Source organism: Heliomicrobium sulfidophilum, assembly GCF_057715735.1.
Window position 1 is genome coordinate 1,075,211 of the sequence record NZ_JBVTZZ010000005.1, and the last position, 24,208, is coordinate 1,099,418.

Annotated in this window: 22 protein-coding genes; 5 read left to right on the forward strand and 17 right to left on the reverse strand. The window is 59.7% G+C overall.

Going from position 1 to position 24,208, the window contains the following annotated elements:
- Positions 1-172 precede the first annotated feature (172 nt).
- Entirely contained in the window at positions 173-1,111 is a 939-nt protein-coding gene (locus AC0CW1_RS10825) for a patatin-like phospholipase family protein (protein WP_488183065.1), read from the forward strand.
- Between the two features lie 337 nt (positions 1,112-1,448).
- Positions 1,449-1,748, forward strand: coding sequence for a zinc-ribbon domain containing protein (locus AC0CW1_RS10830; protein WP_488183066.1), 300 nt, complete (start codon positions 1,449-1,451; stop codon positions 1,746-1,748).
- A 54-nt stretch (positions 1,749-1,802) separates the two neighbouring features.
- Here the strand turns inward: AC0CW1_RS10830 and AC0CW1_RS10835 are convergent, their stop codons facing one another.
- The 7 genes from AC0CW1_RS10835 to AC0CW1_RS10865 form a co-directional block, all read right to left on the reverse strand.
- Positions 1,803-2,333: a YhcN/YlaJ family sporulation lipoprotein gene (locus tag AC0CW1_RS10835; protein ID WP_488184137.1), complete on the reverse strand. Its 531-nt coding sequence runs from the start codon at positions 2,331-2,333 to the stop codon at positions 1,803-1,805.
- 100 nt (positions 2,334-2,433) lie between these two features.
- Positions 2,434-2,787 carry a stage V sporulation protein AE gene (gene spoVAE, locus AC0CW1_RS10840; protein WP_488183067.1) on the reverse strand — a complete coding sequence of 118 codons (354 nt, stop codon included), beginning with the start codon at positions 2,785-2,787 and terminating at the stop codon, positions 2,434-2,436.
- A 92-nt stretch (positions 2,788-2,879) separates the two neighbouring features.
- Positions 2,880-3,890 (reverse strand): stage V sporulation protein AD, encoded by a 1,011-nt coding sequence (gene spoVAD / locus AC0CW1_RS10845; protein WP_488183068.1) that lies wholly within the window; start codon positions 3,888-3,890, stop codon positions 2,880-2,882.
- Between the two features lies 1 nt (position 3,891).
- Positions 3,892-4,371: a stage V sporulation protein AC gene (gene spoVAC / locus AC0CW1_RS10850; RefSeq protein ID WP_488183069.1), complete on the reverse strand. Its 480-nt coding sequence runs from the start codon at positions 4,369-4,371 to the stop codon at positions 3,892-3,894.
- A 98-nt stretch (positions 4,372-4,469) separates the two neighbouring features.
- Positions 4,470-5,330: a DUF421 domain-containing protein gene (locus AC0CW1_RS10855; protein WP_488183070.1), complete on the reverse strand. Its 861-nt coding sequence runs from the start codon at positions 5,328-5,330 to the stop codon at positions 4,470-4,472.
- A gap of 16 nt (positions 5,331-5,346) precedes the next feature.
- Positions 5,347-5,553, reverse strand: a complete 207-nt coding sequence (locus tag AC0CW1_RS10860) for a DUF1657 domain-containing protein (protein ID WP_488183071.1) — start codon at positions 5,551-5,553, stop codon at positions 5,347-5,349.
- 89 nt (positions 5,554-5,642) lie between these two features.
- The gene (locus tag AC0CW1_RS10865; protein WP_488183072.1) at positions 5,643-5,849 is read right to left on the reverse strand and encodes a DUF1657 domain-containing protein; all 207 of its coding nucleotides are present in this window, start codon (positions 5,847-5,849) and stop codon (positions 5,643-5,645) included.
- Positions 5,850-6,132: 283 nt separating this feature from the next.
- Here AC0CW1_RS10865 and AC0CW1_RS10870 point away from each other — a divergent pair, with 283 nt between their 5' ends.
- Positions 6,133-6,384 (forward strand): AbrB/MazE/SpoVT family DNA-binding domain-containing protein, encoded by a 252-nt coding sequence (locus AC0CW1_RS10870; protein WP_012282061.1) that lies wholly within the window; start codon positions 6,133-6,135, stop codon positions 6,382-6,384.
- A gap of 127 nt (positions 6,385-6,511) precedes the next feature.
- Here AC0CW1_RS10870 and AC0CW1_RS10875 read toward each other — a convergent pair whose 3' ends face one another.
- From AC0CW1_RS10875 to AC0CW1_RS10890, 4 genes are all read right to left on the reverse strand, one after another.
- Positions 6,512-8,074: a DUF3369 domain-containing protein gene (locus AC0CW1_RS10875; protein ID WP_488183073.1), complete on the reverse strand. Its 1,563-nt coding sequence runs from the start codon at positions 8,072-8,074 to the stop codon at positions 6,512-6,514.
- A gap of 11 nt (positions 8,075-8,085) precedes the next feature.
- The gene (locus AC0CW1_RS10880) at positions 8,086-9,045 is read right to left on the reverse strand and encodes a sensor histidine kinase (protein ID WP_488183074.1); all 960 of its coding nucleotides are present in this window, start codon (positions 9,043-9,045) and stop codon (positions 8,086-8,088) included.
- Positions 8,970-10,253, reverse strand: a complete 1,284-nt coding sequence (locus AC0CW1_RS10885) for an ABC transporter substrate-binding protein (protein WP_488183075.1) — start codon at positions 10,251-10,253, stop codon at positions 8,970-8,972. Before AC0CW1_RS10885 ends, AC0CW1_RS10880 begins: the two co-directional genes overlap by 76 nt.
- Before the next feature lie 474 nt (positions 10,254-10,727).
- Positions 10,728-10,931 carry a helix-turn-helix transcriptional regulator gene (locus tag AC0CW1_RS10890; protein ID WP_488183076.1) on the reverse strand — a complete coding sequence of 68 codons (204 nt, stop codon included), beginning with the start codon at positions 10,929-10,931 and terminating at the stop codon, positions 10,728-10,730.
- Between the two features lie 234 nt (positions 10,932-11,165).
- Between AC0CW1_RS10890 and AC0CW1_RS10895 the strand changes: the two genes are divergently transcribed.
- A complete protein-coding gene (locus tag AC0CW1_RS10895; RefSeq protein ID WP_488183077.1) occupies positions 11,166-12,296 on the forward strand; it encodes a hypothetical protein in 1,131 nt (376 codons plus the stop codon).
- Here the strand turns inward: AC0CW1_RS10895 and AC0CW1_RS10900 are convergent.
- The 3 genes from AC0CW1_RS10900 to gltB all read right to left on the reverse strand — a co-directional run bounded on the left by AC0CW1_RS10900 (position 12,221) and on the right by gltB (position 20,225).
- The gene (locus tag AC0CW1_RS10900) at positions 12,221-13,666 is read right to left on the reverse strand and encodes an N-acyl-D-amino-acid deacylase family protein (protein WP_488183078.1); all 1,446 of its coding nucleotides are present in this window, start codon (positions 13,664-13,666) and stop codon (positions 12,221-12,223) included. The genes AC0CW1_RS10895 and AC0CW1_RS10900 overlap by 76 nt on opposite strands.
- Before the next feature lie 241 nt (positions 13,667-13,907).
- The gene (locus AC0CW1_RS10905; protein WP_488183079.1) at positions 13,908-15,392 is read right to left on the reverse strand and encodes a glutamate synthase subunit beta; all 1,485 of its coding nucleotides are present in this window, start codon (positions 15,390-15,392) and stop codon (positions 13,908-13,910) included.
- Between the two features lie 213 nt (positions 15,393-15,605).
- Complete coding sequence (gltB, locus tag AC0CW1_RS10910; RefSeq protein WP_488183080.1) at positions 15,606-20,225, reverse strand: glutamate synthase large subunit; 4,620 nt, start codon at positions 20,223-20,225, stop codon at positions 15,606-15,608.
- A 439-nt stretch (positions 20,226-20,664) separates the two neighbouring features.
- On the opposite strand from gltB, the gene AC0CW1_RS10915 reads away from it, so the two are divergent.
- Complete coding sequence (locus AC0CW1_RS10915; RefSeq protein WP_488183081.1) at positions 20,665-21,105, forward strand: YaiI/YqxD family protein; 441 nt, start codon at positions 20,665-20,667, stop codon at positions 21,103-21,105.
- A gap of 110 nt (positions 21,106-21,215) precedes the next feature.
- On the opposite strand, the gene AC0CW1_RS10920 is transcribed toward AC0CW1_RS10915, so the two are convergent.
- From AC0CW1_RS10920 to AC0CW1_RS10930, 3 genes are all read right to left on the reverse strand, one after another.
- Entirely contained in the window at positions 21,216-21,719 is a 504-nt protein-coding gene (locus tag AC0CW1_RS10920) for a methylated-DNA--[protein]-cysteine S-methyltransferase (RefSeq protein ID WP_488183082.1), read from the reverse strand.
- Positions 21,720-21,732: 13 nt separating this feature from the next.
- A complete protein-coding gene (locus AC0CW1_RS10925) occupies positions 21,733-22,506 on the reverse strand; it encodes a histidinol phosphate phosphatase (RefSeq protein ID WP_488183083.1) in 774 nt (257 codons plus the stop codon).
- Positions 22,507-22,611: 105 nt separating this feature from the next.
- Positions 22,612-24,126: an RsmB/NOP family class I SAM-dependent RNA methyltransferase gene (locus AC0CW1_RS10930; protein ID WP_488183084.1), complete on the reverse strand. Its 1,515-nt coding sequence runs from the start codon at positions 24,124-24,126 to the stop codon at positions 22,612-22,614.
- Positions 24,127-24,208: the final 82 nt, after the last annotated feature.

The following is a 24,208-nucleotide window of genomic DNA, read 5'->3' on the forward strand; positions in this document are numbered from 1 at the left end:
AATTAAAAAAACTGTACCAGCCCCGTCTTATCGTTGCGTTGCGATTCGGTTAAAAAATGGTAACAATAAAGAGCAAGCCAGTGGCTTGCTCGCATAACCCGGATATTCCGGCGAAAACTGAAAAGGTCCCCGCAACGGCAAAACCAGACTGGATAGAGTGAGGCCGGCAACATTGAACAAAATCGGCATTGCCCAGGGCGGCGGCGGCATCGTCGGCTGCGCCCACCTGGGAATCCTGCAAGCCCTCGAAGAAGCGCGCATCCCCATCCACTGCCTGACAGGAACCAGCTCCGGCTCCATCGTGGCCGCCCTCTACGGCTTCGGCTACAGCGCCCAGGAACTGATCGATTTCGTCCCTTCCATCGACCGGCGTTACCTCGATTACGACTACGGCCAGTTTCTGCGCAAACTGTTCCGAAACGACGTTCAGACGCGTGGCCTTGTGCGAGGCAAAAAGCTTTTCGAACTGATCGCCGAGAAAACAGGAGACGCCCGGATGGCCGATCTGAAAAGCCCCGTGGCCATCTTATCGGCCGACCTGAGACAAGGGAGGCAAGCGCTCTTCACCTCCCAACCGCTGGCCCATCCCGTTCCTGACGCCGATGTCTTTACCGACATCTCTGTCGCCCGGGCCGTCCAGGCGAGCTGCGCCATCCCCTTGCTCTTTCAACCTGTCGAGTACCAAAATCACCTCTTCGTCGACGGCGGCATCCTGGAAAACTGCCCCGCTTCCGCCGCCCGCGCCCTCGGCGCCGACATCGTCATCGCTGTCGACCTGGTTTTTGCCGATCCCGTCGACGAGCCTTTTGACACCTTCATGTCGATCGTCCACCGGGTGACCACCATCAACGTGGCCAGCCAATCCAAGCGGACCGCCCAAAGCGCCGACCTCGTGCTGCGCCCCCAGGTGGGCGGCATCGGCATGTTCGATTTCGACAAGGCGGAACTCTGTATTGAGCGCGGGTATGAACATGCCAAGGAACGAATGGGCGAGATTTATGATATCCTCGACCGGTCCGTCCCGGCCCCTGCCAACCCGAACGGCAAAAACGCATCCTGGATGACACGCCTGTTCGCCGGGAAGCCCTTTGATTTTTTCAGACCTCGATAGGCTTTCCGATCTCCCAATACCCTTTTACCCTATCCACATCCTTCTGCTCTATCATCGTTGTCCGCCGTTATTCCGGCTAATATTCCGCTGATATTTCAGCTTCAATTTGACCGTCCTCTCGCCGTCCACGGACAATGATTCCGAAGGCCGATCGGTGGAAGATCTTATGTTACTCGCCGTTTTTTTCTTTACCAACCAGCAATCCATCGGTTATACTGAGCATAAGCTCGCATTGCTTACGGATGGACGACACCCTTCTCGATTGCCACCGGCTAAGGGAAGTGATGGGATGCGGTACCTCCTTAGCACGGGCAAAGAATATCGAGGAGGATTTCTCATGTACCAAGACAAGTACCTCACTTGTAAAGAGTGCGGCAGCGAGTTCCTGTTCTCCGCTTCTGAGCAGGAATTCTACGCCGAAAAAGGCTTCACCAACGAGCCTGGCCGTTGCGCTAGCTGCCGGGCTGCCCGCAAAGCCCAACGTGGCGGCGGTTCCCCCGAACCCCGTCAAGATCGTCAAATGTTCCCCGCCGTCTGCGCCTCCTGCGGCGTCGAGACCATGGTTCCCTTCCAGCCCCGCGGCGACAAGCCCGTCTACTGCCGCGAGTGCTTCAACAGCCGCCGCAATAGCTGGTAATTCAGTTAAAACATACGAACACCTCAGGCTTGGCCTGAGGTGTTTTTTCTTAATTTACGGCGCATCGTTATCCAACAAAATCTTGCGGAAGTTCTTCTCAATCTCCGGCGGCGCGTCCCCCGGAGATTTTTCTTGATCCTCTATCTGCTGGATCTGCTTGAACAGTTTTTTATCGGTGGTGACATGGATCCGGTAGTTCTTATAGGACTCGCGGATCTTCTTGTCGATCGCCCCGCGGATGCTCTTCAGGCGCAGGCGGTCAAAGCCGCTCACCTTGGCCCCGACAGCGATGTCACTGCCAATGACGAAGGCCGTCGCATCGTCGACGCCTTGCACCGACTTGGCCACGCCTTTGATGTCCTGGGCAAGCATCGGATCCATCCGGGAAGGCGGCTCTTTGAGGTCACTATTTTTCGCCGTAGACTTGCCGGCGGCGCAGCCGCTAAAGAAGACGGCAAAGGCCAAAAAGAGGACCGCCAAAGCAGGAGCGCTTACGCCGGATTGCCTTTGTGGGAGATACAGCCGCCGGTGCATAAACGATAACACTCGACGGACAGGCGACCGCCCTTTGTGATCAAACTGCATCAACTTCAACCCTTCTTCGCGCTCTCGGCGACCGCACAAGCGCAGTGGATATCATGGTCACACTGAATAGCCATCACCCCATCATCGCGACTGTTGCCCTCTACCCCTTCGACTTGGCGACCAAGGAGGCGATAAAACTGAAGATGATCGCTGCCGAGATGCCGGCGCTGGTCACTTTGAAGATCCCTGTCAGGATGCCGACAAGTCCTGTCGACTTGGCTTCCGCCATCGCTCCGTGCACCAGGGCGTTGCCGAAACTGGTGATGGGGACGGTCGCCCCGGCGCCGGCCAGATCGATCAGCGGTTCATAGAGTCCCAGCCCATCCAGGACGGCGCCGGAGACGACGAGGAGGGTCATCGTATGGGCCGGGGTGAGTTTCGCCACATCGAACAGTAGTTGCCCGATGACGCAAATCAGCCCGCCCACGACAAAAGCCCAAAAGTAGGTCTCCATAAATCATGCTTCCCTCCCGTATAAACCGAATCACCTTTCCCTTTTCCAATCATTCTGTCTCGACTGCCCTGCCCCGCGCCCCCTCGCAGCGACTATCCCCGCTCAATCGCCACGGCATGGGCGATACAGGGGATGGAATCGTTCTGCTGGTAGGTGATCGGCGACAGCAAGGCCCCGGTGGCGACGATCAGGATTTTGCGAAGTTCACCTTGCTTCATCCGGTTGAGGATGTGCCCGTAGGTGACGGTGGCCGAACAGCCGCAGCCGCTCCCGCCGGCGATCACCTCCGACTGCTGGTCCGGGCCATAGATGAGAAGGCCGCAGTCGACAAACTTCTCCTCGGGAATGGCCATGCCGTGTTTGGCAAAGAGGTCTTTGGCGATGTGGTGGCCCACCTTGCCCAGGTCACCTGTGGCGATCAGGTCGTACTCCCCATGGAAGATGCCGAAGTCCCGGAAGTGGGCGGTGATCGTGTCCACCGCCGCCGGCGCCATGGCCGCGCCCATGTTGAAGGGGTCCGTGATGCCCATGTCGACAATGCGGCCGATGGTCGCCCCCGTCACGCGAGGCCCCTCCCCTTCCGGCGCGATGACCGCCACACCGGCGCCGGTGACGGTCCACTGAGCTGTCGGCGGCTTCTGGCCGCCGTATTCGGTGGGGTAGCGAAACTGCTTCTCCGCCGTCGCGTTGTGGCTCGACGTGCCACAGAGAACATACCGCCCGGCGCGACTGTCAACGAGCAGCGAAGCCAGGGCCAACCCCTCCATGGAGGTGGAACAGGCGCCGAAGAGCCCCAAATAGGGCACCGCCATCGTCCGGGCGGCGAAACTGCTGGCCGTGATCTGGTTCATCAGGTCGCCGCAGAGGAAAAACTCGATGTCTTTTTTCTGCAGCCCCGCCTTGCGGATGGCCACCTCGCACGCCTCTTCCAGGAGTTTGCGTTCGGCCTTTTCGAAACTGGCCTGTCCCAGCCAGAGGTCGCCATGGAGCAGGTCAAAGTCCTTGGACAGCGGCCCCTGGGCTTCAAAGGGTCCCCCGACCGCAGCGGTGGCCAGAATGACCGGCTGATTGGCAAAGCGCCAGCTCTGATGTCCTTGCTGCATACTAGCCAACCCCCGCCATGCCGAGAAGCGTCTTGATCAAGGCCACCACGAAGGCCGCCACGACACCGAAGACGATGACCGGCCCGGCCAGCTTGAACATCTTGCCCCCGACGCCGAGGACATAGCCCTCTGTCCGGTGTTCAATGGCGGCCGAGGCCATGGAGTTGGCAAAACCGGTCACCGGCACCGCGGTCCCCGCGCCGGCGCGCTGGGCGATGTGGTCGTAGACGCCGAAGGATGTGAGCAGGACGGCAAGCAGGATCATGACCGCCACCGTCGGGTTGCCGGCCGTCTTTTCATTGAAATTGAAGTGCCAGAGAAAGAAGTTCTGAATGACCTGACCGAGCAGGCAGATGGCGCCGCCGACGAAAAAAGCCCAGAGGCAGTTCTTCACCACCGGCCGTTTCGGCTCCCGGAGCTTGGAAAAGTCATGGTACTCCTGCTGGACCGGCGTCAAGTTCTTCTTCTTTTTGTTCGACAAGGGTCGTTCCCCCTCCGCAAAGGTGTTCCCCTCAGCGTTCAGCTTCAGCGTTCCGCTTCAGCGCTTTAACTTCAGCGCTTCCACTTTAGGCATCAATTTCAGCGCTTCAGCAGCGGCTCCAAATCGTCGACCATCTCCGCCATCAGGCCGGCCGCTTCCGCATACATCTGCTTGGCCGCCCGATCCCTCGTGGCTAACGCGTAGAGTTCACAGTCGGCCTGGGCCTTTTTCAGGTTCACGAAGAGCAGTTCCTTCGTCTTCGGCTGGGGCAGATGGATGGCGTCATCGAAGAGGTCCACATACAGTTGGCCCACCGAATCGACCTGGGCCAGGAAGACATTCTCCGGCGCCAGGCCGATCTTTTCCAACTCCTCATGGAGCCAGCGCCGGTTGAGCCCCATGGCGGTGAGCGGCTCGTCCATCATGATCCCGTCCATGATCACCGTCTGGGGGACGCTCTCATGGCCCACCTTCATCTCCAACGTCGACGCCGTGACAGGTCGCTTGTCCTTCTTGAGAAAGACGCTCAATTCCCCGTCCGGTTCAAGCATGGCAAACTCCACATCGGCGAAGTTAAAGACGTTTTTCCGCCGGAGCTGGCTCAGGAGGTCTTCGGCGCTCATGCGCACCTCCATCAACTTGGCGTCGAGGACCTTTCCGTGGTTGATCAGGATCGTCTCTTTACCCTGTACCAGGTCGCGCACCGTCTTGAACTTGATGGACAGGTAGAAGAGGGCGAGGGGAAAGCCGATCCAGACGACGAGCGACATGAGCACGCTCGTCAAATCACCGGCCAGGTTCAGCGATACCGCCCCGGCGACAACGCCGATGGCGACGATCGTCACCAGGTCGAAGAGCGTTAACTGGGATAGCTGCCGCTTGCCGAGCAGCCTTGCGCCTGCTAAAATCAGCAGGAAGACGGCAGCGGCGCGGATAAAGGCGATCAACCATTCAGGCATGGGCTAAACTCCTTATTCAAAACCCCTTATACTGGGGCTCCTCAAACTCCAGCACCTGCAACCGCTTTTCCATCCCGTCGATCACTCGGTCCAGACGCTGCAGGTTCTGCCTGTAGGCCTCTTTGGCCTCCAGGTTCTCCTCGACGGCGGCGAAGCTTTCCAGGGTGGAACGAGCCCCTTTTAAGCTGGCCAGCGTCGTCTTGACCTGCCCGCTTACCGTCACGGAATCCACCTCCATATAAGGAAGACCGGATCAACGATCCGGCCCGAACGCTCATTTTCAGTTCTTCAAGAACAGAAGAACCGCTCGGGCTAAAAACCCTTGTACTGAGGTTCTTCCTTTTCAATTTCCTGCACCCTCGGTTCGAGGGAACTGACGATCTGCTGCGCCTGCTGGGCGGCATTCGTATAGAGGTTCTTGGCATTCTGGTCCTGCGTTTGAATGGCGAACTGTTCGAGGCTGCCGACGGCGCTTTTCAGGCCGGCGACAGTCTGTTTGAGTTGCTGTGATACGGTCATGCTCTATTCCTCCTGAGAAAAAGTCATTGCCTTTCCACAGGTAGAATAGGATTGCTGGCAAAAAAATATGTGCCGCCTTGAGAACTGCCAAAAGTTACATCCCCACAAGCGTGGCCGCGCTTTCGACCCAATTTTTTTCGATACGGTAAAATTGGGAGACCTTGTTTCCCATGACATCTTTCCTCATTTCGTTTAAAAATGTATCTTGACGTTACTTGGCACGGTTGGTACAATCAGGGTGTAGAACGTTGTCGAATAAAGTCGAACAGAGGAGTCAAGTGACATGAAGTCAACTGGGATTGTACGCAAAGTAGACGAACTGGGCCGTGTTGTGATTCCGATCGAACTGCGCCGGACGATGGGCATCGACGAGAAGGATCCCCTGGAAATCTACGTGGATGCCGAAAAAATCATCCTGAAAAAGTATGAACCGGCCTGCATCTTCTGCGGAAGCGCCATCGATGTGCAGAATTTCCGCAACAAGATCGTCTGCAAAGAATGCGCCGTTTCCATGGCCCAAAACGCTGCCGGCTGATCCTTTGCTGGCGAAAACTGGAATGAATTGACCGAACCGCTCCTCCGAAATAGAGGGCGGTTCGGTTTTTTTCGTGCTCAATTTAATCTATCATTGCGGCTTGTGTCTTTACAACTGGGGTTAACGGTCAGTCGTCCGGAAACGCCTGATGAATCTTCAAAAACTCATCGAGATTTTCCACCATCAGGTCGACCAGATGGGGGTCGAAGTGCTGCCCCCGCTCCTGCTTAAAGAGGTCCAGGATATCCTCGATCGGCCAGGCGGCGCGGTAGATGCGGTTGTTGTTGAGGGCGTCAAAGACATCGGCCACCGCCGTGATCCGCGAGTAGATGTGGATCTTCTCGCCACGCAGGCCGAAGGGGTAGCCGCTCCCATTAAACTTCTCATGGTGTTCGAGGGCGATTTGGGCGGCTGTGCGCAGGATGCGCCGGTTGGAGTGCTGCAGCATCTCGTGGCCGGCGAGGGTGTGCTTTTTCATCTGCTCATACTCGCCCGGCGTCAGCCGGCCCGGTTTGTTCAAGATGGCGTCCTCAATGGCGATCTTGCCCACATCATGCATGGGCGAGGCCAGGCGCAGCAGTTCCGTCTCCTCCCGGCTGAGGCCGTAGAGCTTGCCCAGGAGCCGCGAGTACTCTGACACGCGCTTCACATGATAGCCCGTCTCCTTTGAGCGCGCCTCGACGACGCCGCCGAGGGTGAAGATGATCTCCCGCTGGGTCGATTCGATTTCGTCGTTGAGGCTGATGTTGTCGAAGGCGATGCCCACGTTGGAGCAGAAGAGCTCCACCCAGTTGCGGTCCCAGTCGCTCCAGCCGTTGAAGCCTTCCAGGTAGACCAGGTTCTCCGAACCGTTCTGGCTGCGAAAATAACCTACATACCGGTTGCCCAGCGACAGGCTCTGGCCGGCCCGCATCGCCCGCTCCAGGTCCTCCCGGACGGCGGGGCTGACGGCGGTGCGGATGGAATGGTCGACGAGGGGCGAGTAGTCGCCGGTGGCTGCCAGGATGTAAAAGTCCCGCTCGTTTTTGGTGGCGGCAAAGCCGGACATCTGGCAGTAGATGGCGTTCCGGTTCAGCCGCAGGAGCGACGTCAACTGGGTGAGCACGCCGGTGGCGAACATGCGCATCGACTGCATCCGAAAGATGTTGGCCGACGATTGAATGATCTGTTCGAGGCCCCGTCGGTTAAGGTCGATGGTCCGGATGTCCCGGTAGGCCCGCAGGGCCACATAGACCGTCGAAAAGAGCTTCTGGGCCGTCAATTCCGTCTTTGACACATAGCAGTTGATATCATAATCAACGATCACCCGTTCTTCCGGGGCGTAGCCCGGCTGGCCTGTGCGCAGCACGATGCGGACGATGCTGTTTCTTACTTCTTCCCGGATGTGCCGAACGAGATGCAATCCGGCGTCATCGGATTCCATGACCACATCGAGCAGGATGACGGCCACATCCGGATGGTCGCGCAGCATCCGCTTGGCTTCCGCCGCCGAGTAAGCGTTGAAAAACTCCAGCAGCCTTTCGTCAAAGCGCATCCCCGCCAGGACAACGCGGGTCACTTTGTGGACCTCGGGGTCGTCGTCGACGACCAGCACCTTCCAAGCGCCGCTCTCTCCCCGACCCTGGCCATCATCCTCCTCTGTGGCGAAGAATAACAAATCGTCGTCATTCGGATGGATCGAATCGCGCATGTTCTGTCACCTCATTTCTGGGGAAAGTCAATAATGAAGCGTGTTCCTGAGCCAGCGTTCCAACGTGAGCTTTGGTTTGAGCGTGAGCTTGAGTTTGAGTTTGATGCGTCTGGGTTCCACTTTGAGCCAGCTCCCGCTCCAGCGTCTAAGCCTCTTCCGGTGGCGCTCTCGCAGCGGATTTTCCCCCGTAGGCGCTGCGTCACCAGATTGTACACGATATTCAAGCCAAGTCCCGTCCCGCCCTGAGCGCGGTTGGTCGTAAAAAAGGGTTCAAAGATGCGCTCCCGATGCTCTACCGGGATTCCCCGGCCGTCATCGGCATAGACGAGGCGCACCCGGTTTCCCTCCGGACGGACATCGATGCGGATCGTCCCATGGCCGCATTCGCCAAAGCCGTGGATCAACGAATTCATGATCAGGTTGGTCAACACCTGAGAGAAATCGCCAGGGTAGCTGTCTACCTCCAGATCGTCCGGGCAGTCCAGTTCGATCCGATAGGCCTTGTTCTTCAGCTTCGGCTGCAAGCTCATCAAGATTTCCCCGATATACTCTTTCAGGTTGAACAGGCGCCGGTTCTCTCTCGACTGGTCGACGGCCACCTGTTTGAACCCCTGAATGAGTGACGATGCCCGCTCCAGGTTCTTGAGGATAATCTCGGAGGCTTCGTCACTGAGGGCGAGATACTTGTCGAGCTCTGATTTTTTCAACTGGTTTTCACGAAATTGCGCGGCCAGTTCTGCTGTCTTTTTGTGCAGGTGCGAAGCGGCCGTCACACCGATGCCGACAGGCGTGTTGATCTCGTGGGCCACACCGGCTACCAACTTGCCGAGGGCCGCCATCTTGGCCGACTCGATCAACTGCTCCTGGGCCTGCTCCAACTCTTCCATCGCGCCCTTTAAGTCCACGTTGGCCACTTCCAACTGGCGGGTGCGCTCCTCGACCCGCCGTTCCAGTTGTTCATACATCTCCATGAGTTCCGCTTCGACGTGCGGCGCACGATGTTGACGGCGAGGGCGGCGATCACCAGCAGCAATCCAGCGAAAAGCAGCAGCGTCTTCCAAACGATGTCCTTGTTGGTCTCATAAAAGCTCTGGGGCTTGTTGACGACAGCGCTCCCCTCGGGGAGGTCGGTTTCATTCAGATGCAGTTCCCGCAGTTGCTGGTCATCGAAGACGAGCCGGTTGGGGCCTTCCATGACGACGGGAATATCGGCAGGCTTTTCCCCTTGCAGGACCCGCAAGGCCAACTGGGCTGCCGCCTCCCCTTGGGTGAAGGCGCTCGTCAGCATGCCGCCGACAATGCCGTTGCCGAGATAAAAATCCCAGATCCCGTAGACCGGCTGTTTGCAATACTCCTTGACGACGCGGATGTACTGGTCGTTCGTATAGGTCGCTCCGGACTTGTCCCGGTAATAGGCGATCAGCAGAAAGACCATCGTGTCTTGATCGAGGCTCTCCAGCTTGGCGCGCAGTTCGGCCAGGTCCCAGTCATCGAAGACCTCGTACTGGATCGAATCGCCGAAAGGCGCCAGCGCTTCCTGGAGCACCTTCACCTGCGACCGGCCGGTAAAGGTCTGATCATTGAGAAAGAGGATCTTTTTCAAACCCGGCTGGAGCTTGCGAGCGATCTCCACGTTGCGCCCGATGTCATTGACCTCCACCACGCCAGTGACCCGTTGGCGGTTGAACTTCTCTCCCCGGTAGTAGTTGACGCCGCAAAAGACGACGGGCACGTTGGAGAAGAGGCGGTGCTGGTACTTCTGCAAAAAATTCATGGCGTCATCATCCGAGGCGATGATCAGGTCGAAATGATCCTGCCGATACTTTTCCTGCAAATAACGGTACATGCGCTCCTCGTAATCGTTGGCGTTGTACCGCTTCGTGTCCATGTATTCCGTATATAATTCGAGGTTTAGCTTCAGTTCCAGCGGTTTGAGCACCGACTCGATCCCCCGGACCACATCTTCCGTCCAGACGAATCCTTTGTGGTAGGAATTGAGGATCAAGACGTGCTTGCGGGGCGATGATACGGTATGATTGGCTTGAGCCGGCTGGATCAGGGCCGCAAACAACTGCGCTGCCATAAGGAAAAGGGTGAGCAGGGTAACCGTCCCAATGCGGGTTACACGCGGCCCCCGCTGGAACGGCTGTGCCGGATGAATATGCTGACACCGACACATCCAGTTCCACCCCTTCGTAGATAAAAAATTCAGTCATTACAGATCATATCGTTAGTTATTACAATCACAAATGCAGTGCCCACCACATTTCGACGCCCTCTTCCGGAATTCCTGCATTTCCAGTAACCAAACGCTTGGAAATCCGCTCCAGAATCATCCCCTGTACGGTGGATTAAATGATTTCTCTTGATTTCAAGCTCATCGGACCAACTGGAAACTACATGTGAAAATGCGCACTGAGATTTCCAGTCCCAGCGCGCAATAAGGGTTTTCCCGATATTATATGGGTGATGTTAATGGAACAAAATTTCGATTAAGATGAGTGTACAGATGTGAACCGCAATTTTCACAATCGAGCGTTAACCTCCTTCCTGAGTGACGGCAACCTTGGAGCCTTTGTTATTGTTTATTCCTGTAGGATAAAAATATTTCCCATAGGGTAAATTCTAATTCATGGAAAAACAGACAGCTTCTTTAGCTGTCCGGAAATAAATCTTCTACTCTTTTATTTAACGCCTTGGCAATTCGCTTTGCAGTCTCCAACTTAGGCTTTACTCTTCCGGCAAGAATTTTTGACAAACTCCCCTGTCTTATTCCTGCCTGTTCAGCCAACCAACCTTTCGACTTGCCCATCTCAGCAAGAGCTACTTCGATTCGCTTTTTCGTTTCTGAAGACATATATTTTACCTCCTGGCTAATATTTTAGCCTGTTATGGCAAAATATAGTCATCCGTCTCACTGCCTTACTATCTTATATTGCTATAATAAAAATGCGGAGTAAACGTCGCTCCAACCTATAGGAGGGCTCTACACCTTCTACCCCTTTATTGAGAAAGCCTTCATCATCGAATTTGCACAGGAAATTCCATAACATACACAGAGATAATTCCGCTACAGAAACGAGGTTTGCCCATGACCAATAACCAGAGGCCGGAACGACCCCACTTGCTGCTGTCGATGCGGTACTCTTTCGCCGAAGAGGTAGACCGCCTCCTTGCTTCCTTCCAGACAGTTCGTGACACCTTTCCTCGTCTTCCCTTTGGCATCGAAATCAACATCAACTACAACCCGCTCTCCGACGTAGAAGGGGTATTGGCTGGCGCCGACCGTCTGATTGCCATCACTGCGGAGATGGGCCTTCCCTTTTCCTTACACCTGCCCAGTTTGCATAACCTGAACGATGAGCAGGTGGTCCTGTTGAACGACTGGCTGGCTGGAAAAAGCCCGCTCTACTGCGTCCTCCACGCCGGTGATTACGCCTTTGACGGCAACCCGTCCCTCGGCGCCAGCGATTACCTTCGCATCATTGATGACTGCCAGCGGAAACTTACGCTCCTCTCCCCTGCCCACGACCATAACACCAGCGATAACGGCAGTCATAAAGGGGCCTGCAACCTCTACCTGGAGACCCTGCCCTGGGTGCGCCTCGAAAAGAAAAAAGGCATCCCCACGGGCCGGATTTTCCCGATCACCTGTGTCGGCGTCTTTCACCGGGATCTTTCCGCCCTGGCCGATGCCTTTGGTTGCCGTGTGCTCATCGACGTGGAGCACCTCTACCAGTCCCTGTGGGGGCTCCGGCAGTGTCCCGCTCAGACGACCGCTTGTCTGACCCCGGCTGATGCCGCCGAAAAAACCTGCCTGGAACGCTACGGCGCTTTCATTCGCGATGGACGCCTGGTCTTCGCGCCTTCCGCCGATCACCGCTTCCGCCGGCAACTGGCCCTGCTGGCGACCGACCGCTACCATTTCACCGGCAGCTACCGCACCCTTGTCAACGGCCGCAATGCCGCCCACCGGGAGATCGAGCGCAACCGCTACGCCCGGACGATCCTCCGGCACATTCTGGCGCAACGGCCTTCCTCCATCACCACCGAAGCCTGTATGGATGAACAGCCGCGCTACTCGCCGGAGGTGCAGATCCGATCGCTCCACAACCTGGCGGCCATGGTGGAGGAGCACCTTTTCCTTCAGAGCCACTCCCCCGCCCTGGCGCCCGTCGGCGTTCCCTCATCGACGGCCTTGACGCCGTTGACAAAGACGTAGCGCATCCCCTCGGCCTTGATCGCCGGTTGCTGGCGTGTGGCGCGGTCTTGCACCTTTTCCAGGGAAAAGACGAGCAGGTCGGCCTTCTTCCCGGCGGCCAAACGTCCCCGGTCCGTATAACCAAAGCGCCGCGCCGGCAGGTCGCTCATCTTGGCCACCGCCGTCTCTAAGGAGAGCGACTGCTTCTCCCGCACATAGCGCGCCAGCACCCGCGAAGCGTTGCCATAGGCACGGGGGTGGTTGGCGCGTCCGTTTTCGTAGAGGCCGCTGTCGCTGGTGATGAACAGCCGTGGGTGGGCAAGTCCCCGGATGATGTTCTCCTCAGAGATGGACACCCGGTTGGTGCCGAAGTCCCAGGAGGAAAAGTCATAGACATACATGTCGCCCCAGATATCGATCCCCTCGGCGACAGCGGCGTCCAGAGCGGCCAGAATGCGGGGGTACTTGGACCAGTTGGGCTGGAAAAGGGCTTTCACATGGCCGTACTGGAGAGCGACCCCCGTGCGGCGGGCGACACCCAGCACCTCATCGAGCGCTTCCAACACCCGGTCCCCTTCGCTGCGCAGGTGGACCGTCAGCAGCTTGCCGTGCCGGGCCAAAACCTGCGCGTACTGGTCCAGTTCGTCGGGGGTGACCGCCGACTGGGGCTCATACTCCAAGGCAATGGACAAGCCCGGCGCCCCCTCGTCGAGGCCCTTTTCCAGCAGCGCGATCATCCGTTCGATTTCAGCCGCTGTCGCCCGCCGGGTGGCGTCGCCGCCCAAAGCCTGGCGGCGGAGATTCCGGTAGCCGACCAGTTGGGCGTAGTTGACGCCCAGGGAACCGAGGCGACGGCGGAACTCGCCGATGCCGTTGACGGAATCGCCGCAGTTGCCGCCCACCTGGGAGGTGACACCCTGCAAGAGGCGCACCTCCGCCTGGGGATTGGTGCCCAGGTAGACCTCGTTATGGGTGTGGACGTCGACAAAGCCAGGGGTGACGCAAGCGCCCTGGGCGTCGATGATCTGGCAGTTGGCCGGAGGCAGGTAGCTTTTCCCGGCGCAGAAAAAACGGCCCTGTTCCCAGTGCTGCCCGCTGCCGGCCGGCAACACCGCCGCGATCCGGTCTTTCTGCAAAGCCACCGCGCCGGTATAAGCGGCGGCCCCGGTCCCGTCTACGACTATCCCGTTGAAGATCAGTGTTTCCCAGGCCACCGGCTGCCCCTTCGCCACAGCGTCTTTGTCGCTCCCATGAGCAACTGCGCCATTGTTGCCCTCGCCTAACGCCTCTCTCGGCGCAACTTCCGGGCGCAGTGCCTGGGATGTACAGCCGCTGACCATCCCGCTGGTCAGCGCAACGCCAGCGATAGTGAGGAATTGTCTCCGGTTCATCCCCATCATCTACCCCTGCCTCTTTTCGCATACTGTAGAATTATTGCATTCCTCCGCTTGGCGACTGCCAACAGATCTGGCCTGTGCTTTTACCAAGTGACGCATGCCTATGTCTCAAGCATAACAAAAGGCTGCTATGTGCATTCCTCATTTTTCATACCAACTAAATATTTGCCATAGAAAAACCGAAGATGCGCTTTTTCACATCTTCGGTCTTCACGCCCATATCATGGCCCAATTGTTACGGCAAATTCGTCGTCCCCATCAGGTACTTATCCACTTCCCGCGCTGCTTGGCGGCCTTCGCTGATGGCCCAGACGACGAGGGACTGGCCGCGGCGCATGTCGCCAGCGGAGAAGATGCCGGGAACGTTGGTGGCGAACTTGCCGTAGTCGGCTTTGACGTTGGAGCGGGGGTCGCGCTCGACGCCCAGTTGGGTGAGCAGTTGATCCTCGGGACCGAGGAAGCCCATGGCCAGCAGGACCAGTTGGGCCGGCCATACTTTTTCGGTGCCGGCGATCTCTTTCGGGATCATGCGGCCCTGTTCGTCTTTGACCCATTCGATCTGGACGGTGTGGACTTCTTTGACGTGGCCGTTTTCATCGCCGACGATTTTCTTCGTCGAGATGAGGTAGTGGCGGGGATCGGCGCCGGCGATGGCGGCGGCCTCTTCCTGGCCGTAGTCGATCTTCAGCACCCGGGGGAACTGGGGCCAGGGGTTGTTGGCGGCCCGCTCGACGGGGGGCTGAGGCATGATCTCCATCTGGTAGACGGAGTTGCACTTGTGGCGGAGGGAGGTTCCGACGCAGTCGGTGCCGGTGTCGCCGCCGCCGATGACAATGACGTCCTTGCCTTCGGCGGAGATGAAGTTGCCGTCGGTCAGGTTGGAGTCGAGGAGGCTCTTCGTGTTGGCCGCCAGGAACTCCATGGCGAAGTGGACGCCCTTTAAGTTGCGGCCTTCGACGGGCAGGTCGCGGGGCTTGGTGGAACCGCCGCAGAGGACGACGGCGTCAAACTCTTCTTTCAGCTTGTCGGCGGGGTAGTCCTTGCCGACTTCGCAGTTGGTGACGAAGGTGATGCCCGAAGCGGCCATCAGGTCGACGCGGCGCTGGACGACGGACTTGTCGAGCTTCATGTTGGGGATGCCGTACATGAGCAAGCCGCCGATGCGGTCCGCCCGTTCGAAGACGGTGACGCTGTGGCCGGCTTTGTTCAGTTGGTCGGCAGCGGCGAGGCCCGATGGGCCGCCGCCGATGACGGCCACTTTTTTGCCGGTCCGCTTGGCCGGTTCCGTCGGAACTTCCCAGCCTTCTTCGAAGGCCTTGTCGATGATGTGGCACTCGATGTTTTTGATCGTCACCGGGGATGTGGCGAGGCCGGCGGTGCAGGCGCCCTCACAAGGGGAGGGGCAGACGCGGCCGGTGAACTCGGGGAAGTTGCTCGTCTTTTTCAGGCGCAGCCAGGCTTCCTTCCAGAGGCCCCGGTAGACAAGGTCGTTCCATTCAGGGGTCAGGTTGTGCAGGGGACATCCGGACACCATGCCGGCGATCATCATGCCGGTGTGGCAGAAGGGGACGCCGCAGTCCATGCAGCGGGCGGCCTGGGTGCGCAGGTCCTCCTCGCTCATGTGATAGTGGAACTCGCCCCAGTCTTTGACGCGCTCGAGGGGTTCCCGGTCGGCGGGAAGCTGGCGCTGATATTCTAAAAAGCCTGTCGGTTTGCCCATGGCCTTTCCTCCTACTTCTCTTTCTTTGTCCTGTTCTCGTTGTCGACGCCGGCTCAGCGTCGGGCGGAGGTTGGTACGGTTGTTGCTCCGGACCGAGTTGAATCCGGATGTCATACCGGATGTCGCACCGGTTGTCGTATACCGGATATCACTTCGGATGTTAATCCGAAACGAAAACCAACCCATGCCCCCGACGCTTACGCCGCGACTCCCTTAGTTCCCGCCGACGCGAGACTTGTCTTGCTTGTTCTCTTCAAAGGCGGCCATGATGGCTTCTTCCCCGCTGAGTCCCGCCTGGGAGGCCCGCTCGATGGCGGCCAGCATCCGCTTGTAGTCTTTCGGGATGACCCGGACGAACTTGGGCAGGGTGGCTTCCCAGTTGGCGAGGACCTTTTGGCCGAGGGCGCTGTTCGTGTACTGGACGTGACGCTCGATCATGCCCTTGACCTCTTCGATCTCGGCGGGGTTCTCCAGTTTTTCCAGCAGCACCATTTCCATGTTGCACTGGGCCGGGAAGATCCCCTCTTCGTCGAGGATGTAGGCGATGCCGCCCGACATGCCGGCGCCGAAGTTGCGGCCCGTCTTGCCGAGGACGACGACGCGCCCGCCGGTCATGTATTCGCAGCCATGATCGCCCACGCCTTCCACAACGGCGGTGGCGCCGGAGTTACGGACACAGAAGCGTTCGCCGGCGACGCCGCGGATGTAGGCCTCACCGCCGGTGGCGCCGTAGAGGTTGACGTTGCCGGTGATGATGTTTTCTTCGGGGACGAAGGAGGAGACGGCCGGCGGGAAGACGACGAGTTTGCCGCCCGAGAGGCCTTTGCCGAAGTAGTCGTTGGCGTCGCCTTCGAGGATCATCGTCATGCCCTTCGGCACAAAGGCGCCGAAGCTCTGGCCGGCGGAGCCGGTGAAGCGCAAGGTGATCGTGTCTTCCGGCAGCCCTTCGGCGCCGTAGCGGCGGGTGACCTCGCTGCCAAGGATGGTGCCGACGACACGGTCCGTGTTCTGGATCTTGAAGGAGGCCTCCACGGCTTCCGCCCGTTCGACGGCGCGGCGGCACAGGGGAACGAGTTCGCGCATGTCGAGGGAGCGGTCCAGGCCGTGATCCTGGGCCATGCGGCAGTAGCGGCCCACTTCTTCGGGCATGTCAGGCTGGTAGAGCAGGGCGGAGAGGTCGAGGCCGCTGGCTTTCCAGTGGTCGACGGCGTCGCCCGCTTCGAGGACATCAGTGCGTCCGACCATCTCGTCGATGGTGCGGAAGCCGAGTTCGGCCATGACTTCGCGCATTTCCTCGGCGATGAAGCGCATGAAGTTGACCAGATGGGCCGGGTCGCCGGTAAACTTTTTCCGCAGTTCGGGGTTCTGGGTGGCGACGCCGACGGGGCAGGTGTCCAGGTTGCAGACGCGCATCATGACGCAGCCGAGGACGACGAGGGGGGCTGTGGCGAAGCCGTATTCTTCGGCGCCGAGCAGGGCGGCCATAACCACGTCGCGGCCGGTCATCAGCTTGCCGTCCGTCTCGACGACGATGCGGTCACGCAGCTTATTCAAGACCAGCGTCTGGTGGGTTTCGGCAAGGCCCAGCTCCCAGGGCAGGCCGGCGTGACGGATGGAGGTCCGAGGCGAAGCACCGGTGCCGCCGTCATAGCCGGAGATGAGCACCACGTCGGCGCGGCCCTTGGCGACGCCGGCGGCGATGGTGCCGACGCCCACTTCGGAGACGAGCTTGACGTTGATGCGCGCCCGGGGGTTGGCGTTTTTCAGGTCATGGATCAGTTCGGCCAGGTCTTCGATGGAGTAGATGTCATGGTGGGGCGGCGGCGAGATGAGGCCGACGCCGGCGGTGGTGCCGCGGCACTTGGCGACCCAGGGATAGACCTTGCCGCCGGGGAGCTGGCCGCCTTCGCCCGGCTTGGCGCCTTGGGCCATCTTGATCTGGATCTCGTCGGCGTTGACCAGGTAGTGGCTGGAGACGCCGAAGCGTCCGGAAGCGACCTGCTTGATGGCGCTGCGCTTGGAGTCGCCGTTGGGCATCTTGACGAAGCGGGCTGGATCTTCGCCGCCTTCGCCGGTGTTGCTCTTGCCGCCGATGCGGTTCATGGCGATGGCCATCGCTTCATGGGCCTCCTGGCTGATGGAGCCGAAGGACATGGCGCCCGTCTTGAAGCGGCGGCAGATGGAGTCGACCGATTCCACCTCATCGAGGGGAATGGGGTTTTTCTTCTTGAACTTGAGCAGGCCCCGCAGGGTGCGCGCCTTCTGGGTCTCTACGTTGAGGGCAGCCGAGTAGCGCTTGAAGAGCTGGTAGTCGCCCTTGCGGCAGGCTTCCTGGAGGGTGGTGATCGTCTCGGGGTTGAACATATGCTCTTCCCCGTCGGTGCGCCACTGGTGAGAGGAGCCCGTGTCCAGGGTGGTGTCGCGGCCGGGCTGGTCGTTGAAGGCCCGCCAGTGGCGCATCTCGGCTTCCTTGGCGATCTCGGCGAGGCCGATGCCGCCGATGCGGGAGGGCGTGCCGGTGAAGTACTTGTCGATCACGTCGGTGGCGATGCCGACGCACTCGAAGATCTGGGCGCCGCGATAGCTCTGGATTGTCGAGATGCCCATCTTGGAGAGGACCTTGACGACGCCTTTCGTGGCGCTCTTGATGTAGTTTTTGACGGCGTCTTTATGGGTCAGGCCAGGCAGCATGCCCTGGCGGATCATATCGTCGAGGCTTTCAAAGGCCATGTAGGGGTTGATGGCCCCGACGCCGTAGCCGAGGAGCAAGGCGAAGTGATGGACTTCCCGGGGCTCGCCCGATTCGAGGAGCATGCCGACTTTGAGGCGGGTGCCTTCACGGATCAGGTGGTGGTGCAGGCAGGCGACGGCGAGCAGGGCCGGGATGGGGGCCTTCTCGGCGTCGACGCCGCGGTCGGAGAGGATGAGCAGTGTATAGCCGTCGGCGATGGCCTTATCGGCCGCTTGGCAGAGTTCGACCAGGGCCTTTTCGAGGCCGGCGCCGTTTTCTTTGACGTTGAAGAGGATGGGCAGGGTGATCGTCTTGAAGCCTTCCCGGTCGATGCAGCGCAGCTTGGCCAATTCCTCGTTGCTGAGGACGGGCGCCTTCAGGCGGATCTGGCGGCAGGAATCGGGCTCGGGCTGTAGGAGGTTCTTCTCCGGTCCCAAGGTGGTGCCGGTGCCGGTGATCAGTTCTTCCCGGATGGCGTCGATAGGCGGGTTGGTGACCTGGGCGAAGAGCTGCTTGAAGTAGTGATAGAGGAGCTGCGGCTTTTCCGAGAGGACGGCCAGGGGCATGTCATGGCCCATGGCGCCAACAGGATCGACGCCGTTTTTGCCCATCGGTTCAAGGGTCTTGGTGAGGTCTTCATAAGTGTAGCCGAAGGCCTGCTGGCGCTGGACGACTGTCTCATGGTCGGCTTCCGGCGTTTCGGGGGCTTCGGGGAGATCTTCTAAATTGGTCAGGTGCTCGTCAAGCCACTGGCGGTAGGGTTGGGCGGCGGCCATGCCCTCTTTCAGTTCTTCGTCGGTGATGATGCGGCCCTGCTCCGTATCGACGAGGAGCATGCGGCCCGGGTGCAGGCGCTCCTTGACGAGGACGTTTTCGGGGGCCACTTCCAGGACGCCCACTTCGGAGGCCATGATGATCATGTCGTCCTTGGTGACGTAGTAGCGGGCCGGGCGCAGGCCGTTGCGGTCGAGGACGGCGCCGATCATGCGGCCGTCGGAGAAGACGATGGCGGCCGGGCCGTCCCAGGGCTCCATCATGCAGCTATGGTACTCATAGAAGGCCTTTTTGGCGTCGCTCATGGACTCATGGTTGGCCCAGGGTTCGGGAATCATCATCATGGCGGCGTGGGGCAGGGAGCGGCCGCTCATGTGCAGGAATTCGAGGCAGTTGTCAAACATGGCCGAGTCGCTGCCATTGGTGTCGATGACGGGCATCACCTTGGCGAGGTCGTCGCCGAAGAGGTCGGACTGGCACATGGCCTGGCGGGCGTGCATCCAGTTGACGTTGCCGCGGACCGTGTTGATCTCGCCGTTGTGGATCAGGTAGCGGTTCGGGTGGGCCCGCTCCCAGCTCGGGAAGGTGTTCGTGCTGAAGCGGGAGTGGACCAGCGCCAGGGCGGTGTCCAGGGCGGGGTCTTTCAGTTCGACGTAGTACTTGTCCACCTGGTCGGGCGTCAGCATGCCTTTGTAGACGATGGTGCGCGACGACAGGCTGGCGAAGTAGAAGTACTGGCAGCCGGGTTTGCCGCCGTGGCGGATCTCTTTTTCCGCCCGTTTGCGGATGATATAGAGCTTGCGCTCAAAGGCCTGGGGATCGCCGGCCAGTTGGGCCTTGACGGCGTCAGAGGCGCCGATGAAGACCTGCCGCACGAAGGGTTCCGTGGACTTGGCTTCGTCACCCAGGCTGCTGTTGTCGGTGGGAACGGTGCGCCAGCCGATGAGGGCTTGGCCTTCTTCCTTGACGATGCGCTCGAAGTCAGCCTCGCAGGCGGCGCGCTGATCGGCGTCCGGGCAGAGGAACAGCATGCCCACGCCGTACTCGCCGGAGGGCGGTAGGGCGATGTTGAGGGCGGCGCATTCTTTGGTCAAGAAGGTGTGGGGGATTTGCATGAGGATGCCGGCGCCGTCGCCGCTGTTCACTTCTGCGCCCTTGGCGCCCCGGTGATCGAGGTTGATCAGGATGGACAGGGCCTGGCGGACCATCGCATTGGATTTGTTCCCTTTGATGTTGGCGATGAATCCGATGCCACAGGCATCATGCTCAAACTGCGGGTCATAGAGACCCTGCTTGGGAGGCAAGCCGATCCATTTCTTTTCTTGCAATCTCTTTCTCTCCTTTTGCACTCACTCGATTGCTGACAACAAATTCACCCGGCGAAGGGGCATAAAAAGGCCCCTCTGAAACCGGGACTCCCAGCAGGACACGCTTCACGATACCGGAAAGGCTTGCCTACTGCCTGTTTGTCCGCCAGAGGGCGGTATTTTTCTGTCATAATATTATAGCAACAAATGTCGCGCTTTTGGAGATCCGATGCTGTAAATTAGCCCCATATTCGGCGAAAACCCTAAAAGAATATTGTATACTTTTCGGTAAAAAGCAAGCTTTTCCTCGTTTTTGATGCAGCATCAGGAAACCGGACAGGGTGCTGGGTTTATTTTAAAAATTTGTTTATTCTTCGGCCTGGGTCTCCGGCGCCATGATCGCTGTCGTCTTGTCTAGGTCTAATGCTAGAAAAATGTAAAAAAGGAATGGGGTTTTCTCATGAAACTGCTCATCGACGCTGACGCCTGTCCCCGCGAGGTCCTCCGGACCAGCCTCGAACTAGGGCGCCGCTTCCAGGTTCCCGTCTGGACGGTGGCCAGCTTCAACCATGTGATTGAGTCGGATCACCATGTCGTCGTCGGCGGCGCCGCTCAGGAGACGGACATCAAGGTGATGAACCTCGCCGAGCCGGGCGATGTGGCCGTCACCCAGGACTTCGGCCTGGCAGCCATGCTGATCGGCAAGGGGGTCCGCTGTCTCGGCCCCTCGGGCCGCCTCTACGACCCGGAACGGATCGACCTGCTGCTGGAGGAGCGGGAGTTGAAGGCCCGCTTCCGCCGCGGCGGCGGCCGGACGAAGGGGCCGAAAAAAAGAACCGCCGAGGAGGATCGGCGGTTCGCAGGGGCGCTGGAAACATTGCTGCGGGAATGGAATGGGTGACAAAGCCGTCAACTGGGGGCTAAGTGGCGAGACGTCAGCCGTCAAGGGGCGGGACTCCGCCTTACCCATCGAATCACTCGGGACCTCGCGCCAGGAGTTCCTTACGCCGTTTATGGAATCAGCAATGCTTCTTTGTCCAACCTCTTCTCGTGGTTGAGCAGCCACTCTTTTCGCCACAGGCCGCCGCCATAGCCGGTCAGGCTCCCGTTGCTGCCGATGACGCGGTGGCAGGGGATGATGATGCCGATGGGGTTGTTGTGGTTGGCGCCGCCGACAGCCCGGACAGCCTTCGGGTTGCCGACGGCTTCGGCGATCTCCCGGTAGGAACAGGTCTGCCCATAAGGGATGGCGGCCAGGGCCTCCCAGACGCGCCGCTGAAAATCGGTTCCCCGGGGCACCAGTGTCAGGGAAAAGGTCTGGCGGGCGCCTTGAAAGTACTCGTCCAACTGCCGGACGCAGTCTTGCAGGCAAGTCGGCAAGGGAGTGGTTTCGCCGCCGTTGGGGCCGTTCTGCGCTTCCTCGACGAAGGAAACGGCCGCAATTCCCTCGTCGGTCCCTTGAATTTCGATCAGGCCGAGCGCCGACGGGTAATAGGCATGAACCATGTCCGCCATCCTGGGCTCCTCCTCATGATGTGACTGGCTGGGCCATCCGCTGTTTGTGCCAGACCGGCTGCAACCGGCAACGTTCTGCCAGTTCCAAGGCCCCCTTCAGGTTCCGCCCAATGTCACGGGGGGTATGGGCGTCAGAGCCGACGGTGATCTGCCGCCCGCCCAGTTCGGCGAAGCGCCGGTAAATGGGGAGCAGCGCCTCCACCACAGCCGGGCTGTCGAGCCGCCGGGCGTTGATCTCGATGGCCTGCTGACGCTCCGCCAGCACAGCCAGAACCGGGTCGATCCGCTCCCGGAATTCGCTGTAGTGGATCTCGGGATCCTCCACCAGGGCGTAACGGGCGATATAGTCGATATGCCCCAGGCTGTCGATGAAGTCATAGGCCTTTACGCAGGCCAGCATCGTGTCAAAGTAGCGGTCATAGGCCGCCTGTTTGGAGCGGCCGCCGAAAAAGCGCTCCCCGACGACCTCCACGCCGTCGACCACATGGACCGAGCCGATGATGTAATCGAAGGGGTAGGCCGAGGCCAGCGTCCGGTTGTGTTCCACCAGTTCGCTGCGCATGCCCATCTCCACCCCCAGCCGCAACCGCTCGCTCCGGCGCGGTTCGTAGGCGCGGAAAAAGGCGTCCACATCGAAGGTGAAGCTGTCCGGCTTCGGGTATTCCAGATCCATATGATCGGTGATGATCAGGCCGATATCCATCTGGCGCGCCTGCTCTATCGCTTGGTCAAGGTCCATGAGCGAGTCTGTTGAAAACCGGGTGTGCACGTGGGTGTCAAAAATCATAGCTACCTCCAGTGTCTGATGCGTCGTTTCCCTGGCTGTTTCTCCCCTTATTGTACCTCCGGCGCAGTGATAAGTGATATTTTTTTCTTGTGAATATGATCTTCGTCAGCCGAGCCAGCGCAACCCTTTCGGGTAGTGGTTTTTGCACTGGCCGCCGGAGGTCTTTGCCCAGCCAAGGGGAAAACCGCCGGCAGTCACCACAGTCCAGCCTGCCTCGCCGCCGCCGGCGCTCAGGCTTTCACCGCGCAGGTAGCGGAGGACATCGCCGCCATCGGGATCGAGTTCGATGCTGCGGCGCCACTCGTCTTGGCGAAGGGCCAGCGCGAGGGCATGGGACGGCTCGAAGCGCCCCGCTTTGACCGTGCCCAAATGCCAGCCCGCCCGGGCTACTTTGATGCCGTCGAGCGAAGGAAGGCCCTCCGCCTGGACGTATAAGGCGTCGCCGAAAAGGGCCAGACGCCCCTCGGGGACGAATCGAAGCGACTCGGCGCAAAAACGTTCAAAGAGAGCGCGGGCCGCATCGGGAACGGCCGTCTTGTCGATGTGCGTTCCCCTGCCGCGCTGCCTTTCGCCCCGGCGAGCTTCTTTGCGGTATCCTTCACTGTGGCGCCCTTCATTGCGGTTTCCTTGCGTCCTTGATGCCGCATGTTGTCGTCGATATTCCGTAACCCCCTCGACAGCCCTTTCATCCGTGCTAACCTCCGCTCCGACCTTCACCCTCTCGCCGACGCTTCCGCCCCTTTTGCGCAAGCGGGCGATGAAATGACCCTCGCCGCGCAAGCGGTGGGGCCAGAGGCGAGCCGTTTTTTCCAGATACCCTGTCGTAAAATGCTCCATCGCCGGGAACGACTCCCGTTCGAAATCCCGGTGGTCGCGCAAAAAAGCCTCGATCTGCCGCTCATTCTCCTCTGGCGCAAAGGTGCAGGTGGAATAGACGAGTACCCCGCCCGGCCGGAGCATCCGGGCGGCCAGCGGGAGGATCTCCCGTTGCATGGCAGCGCACCGGAGCACCTTATCCTCGGACCAGTCGTCCATCGCCTCGGGCAGCTTGCGAAACATCCCCTCGCCGGAGCAGGGGGCGTCCACGACGATCCGGTCAAAATCGGCGATGAACCGCCCTGCCAGCCCTTCGGGGCTCTCCTGGGTGACGAGGATGTTGCGGGCGCCCCAGCGTTCCAGGTTCTCGGACAGCGCTTTCACCCGCTTGGGATGGATCTCGTTGGCCACGAGCAGCCCACGCCCGGCCAGGCGCCCGGCGATCTGGGTCGCCTTGCCGCCCGGCGCGGCGCAGAGATCAAGCACCCGCTCTCCCGGCTGCGGGTCGAGGGCTTCGACGACCGCCATGGCGCTCGGCTCCTGGATGTAGTAAAGCCCGGCGGCGTGAAAGGGATGTTTGCCGGGCCGCTCTTCCCCGTCCACATAAAACCCGGTGGGACACCAGGCGACAGGGTCGAGACGAAAAGGCATGATCGCCAAAAATTCCTCCCGGCTGAGCTTGAGCGGATTGAGTCGAAGGCCCTGGGCCGGTCCACGCTCATAGCTTTCAAAAAAGGCGTTCCCTTCCGACGCCGGGAGAAGATCTGTCATGCGGTTAATAAAAGGTGGGGGTAACGGAAGCACTGATTTTCCTCCTCCTGAAAAAACCCTGGACTTCGTTATTGACCTTCACTGGGTCCTCTGCCTTCATGATTGGACTTTGTTC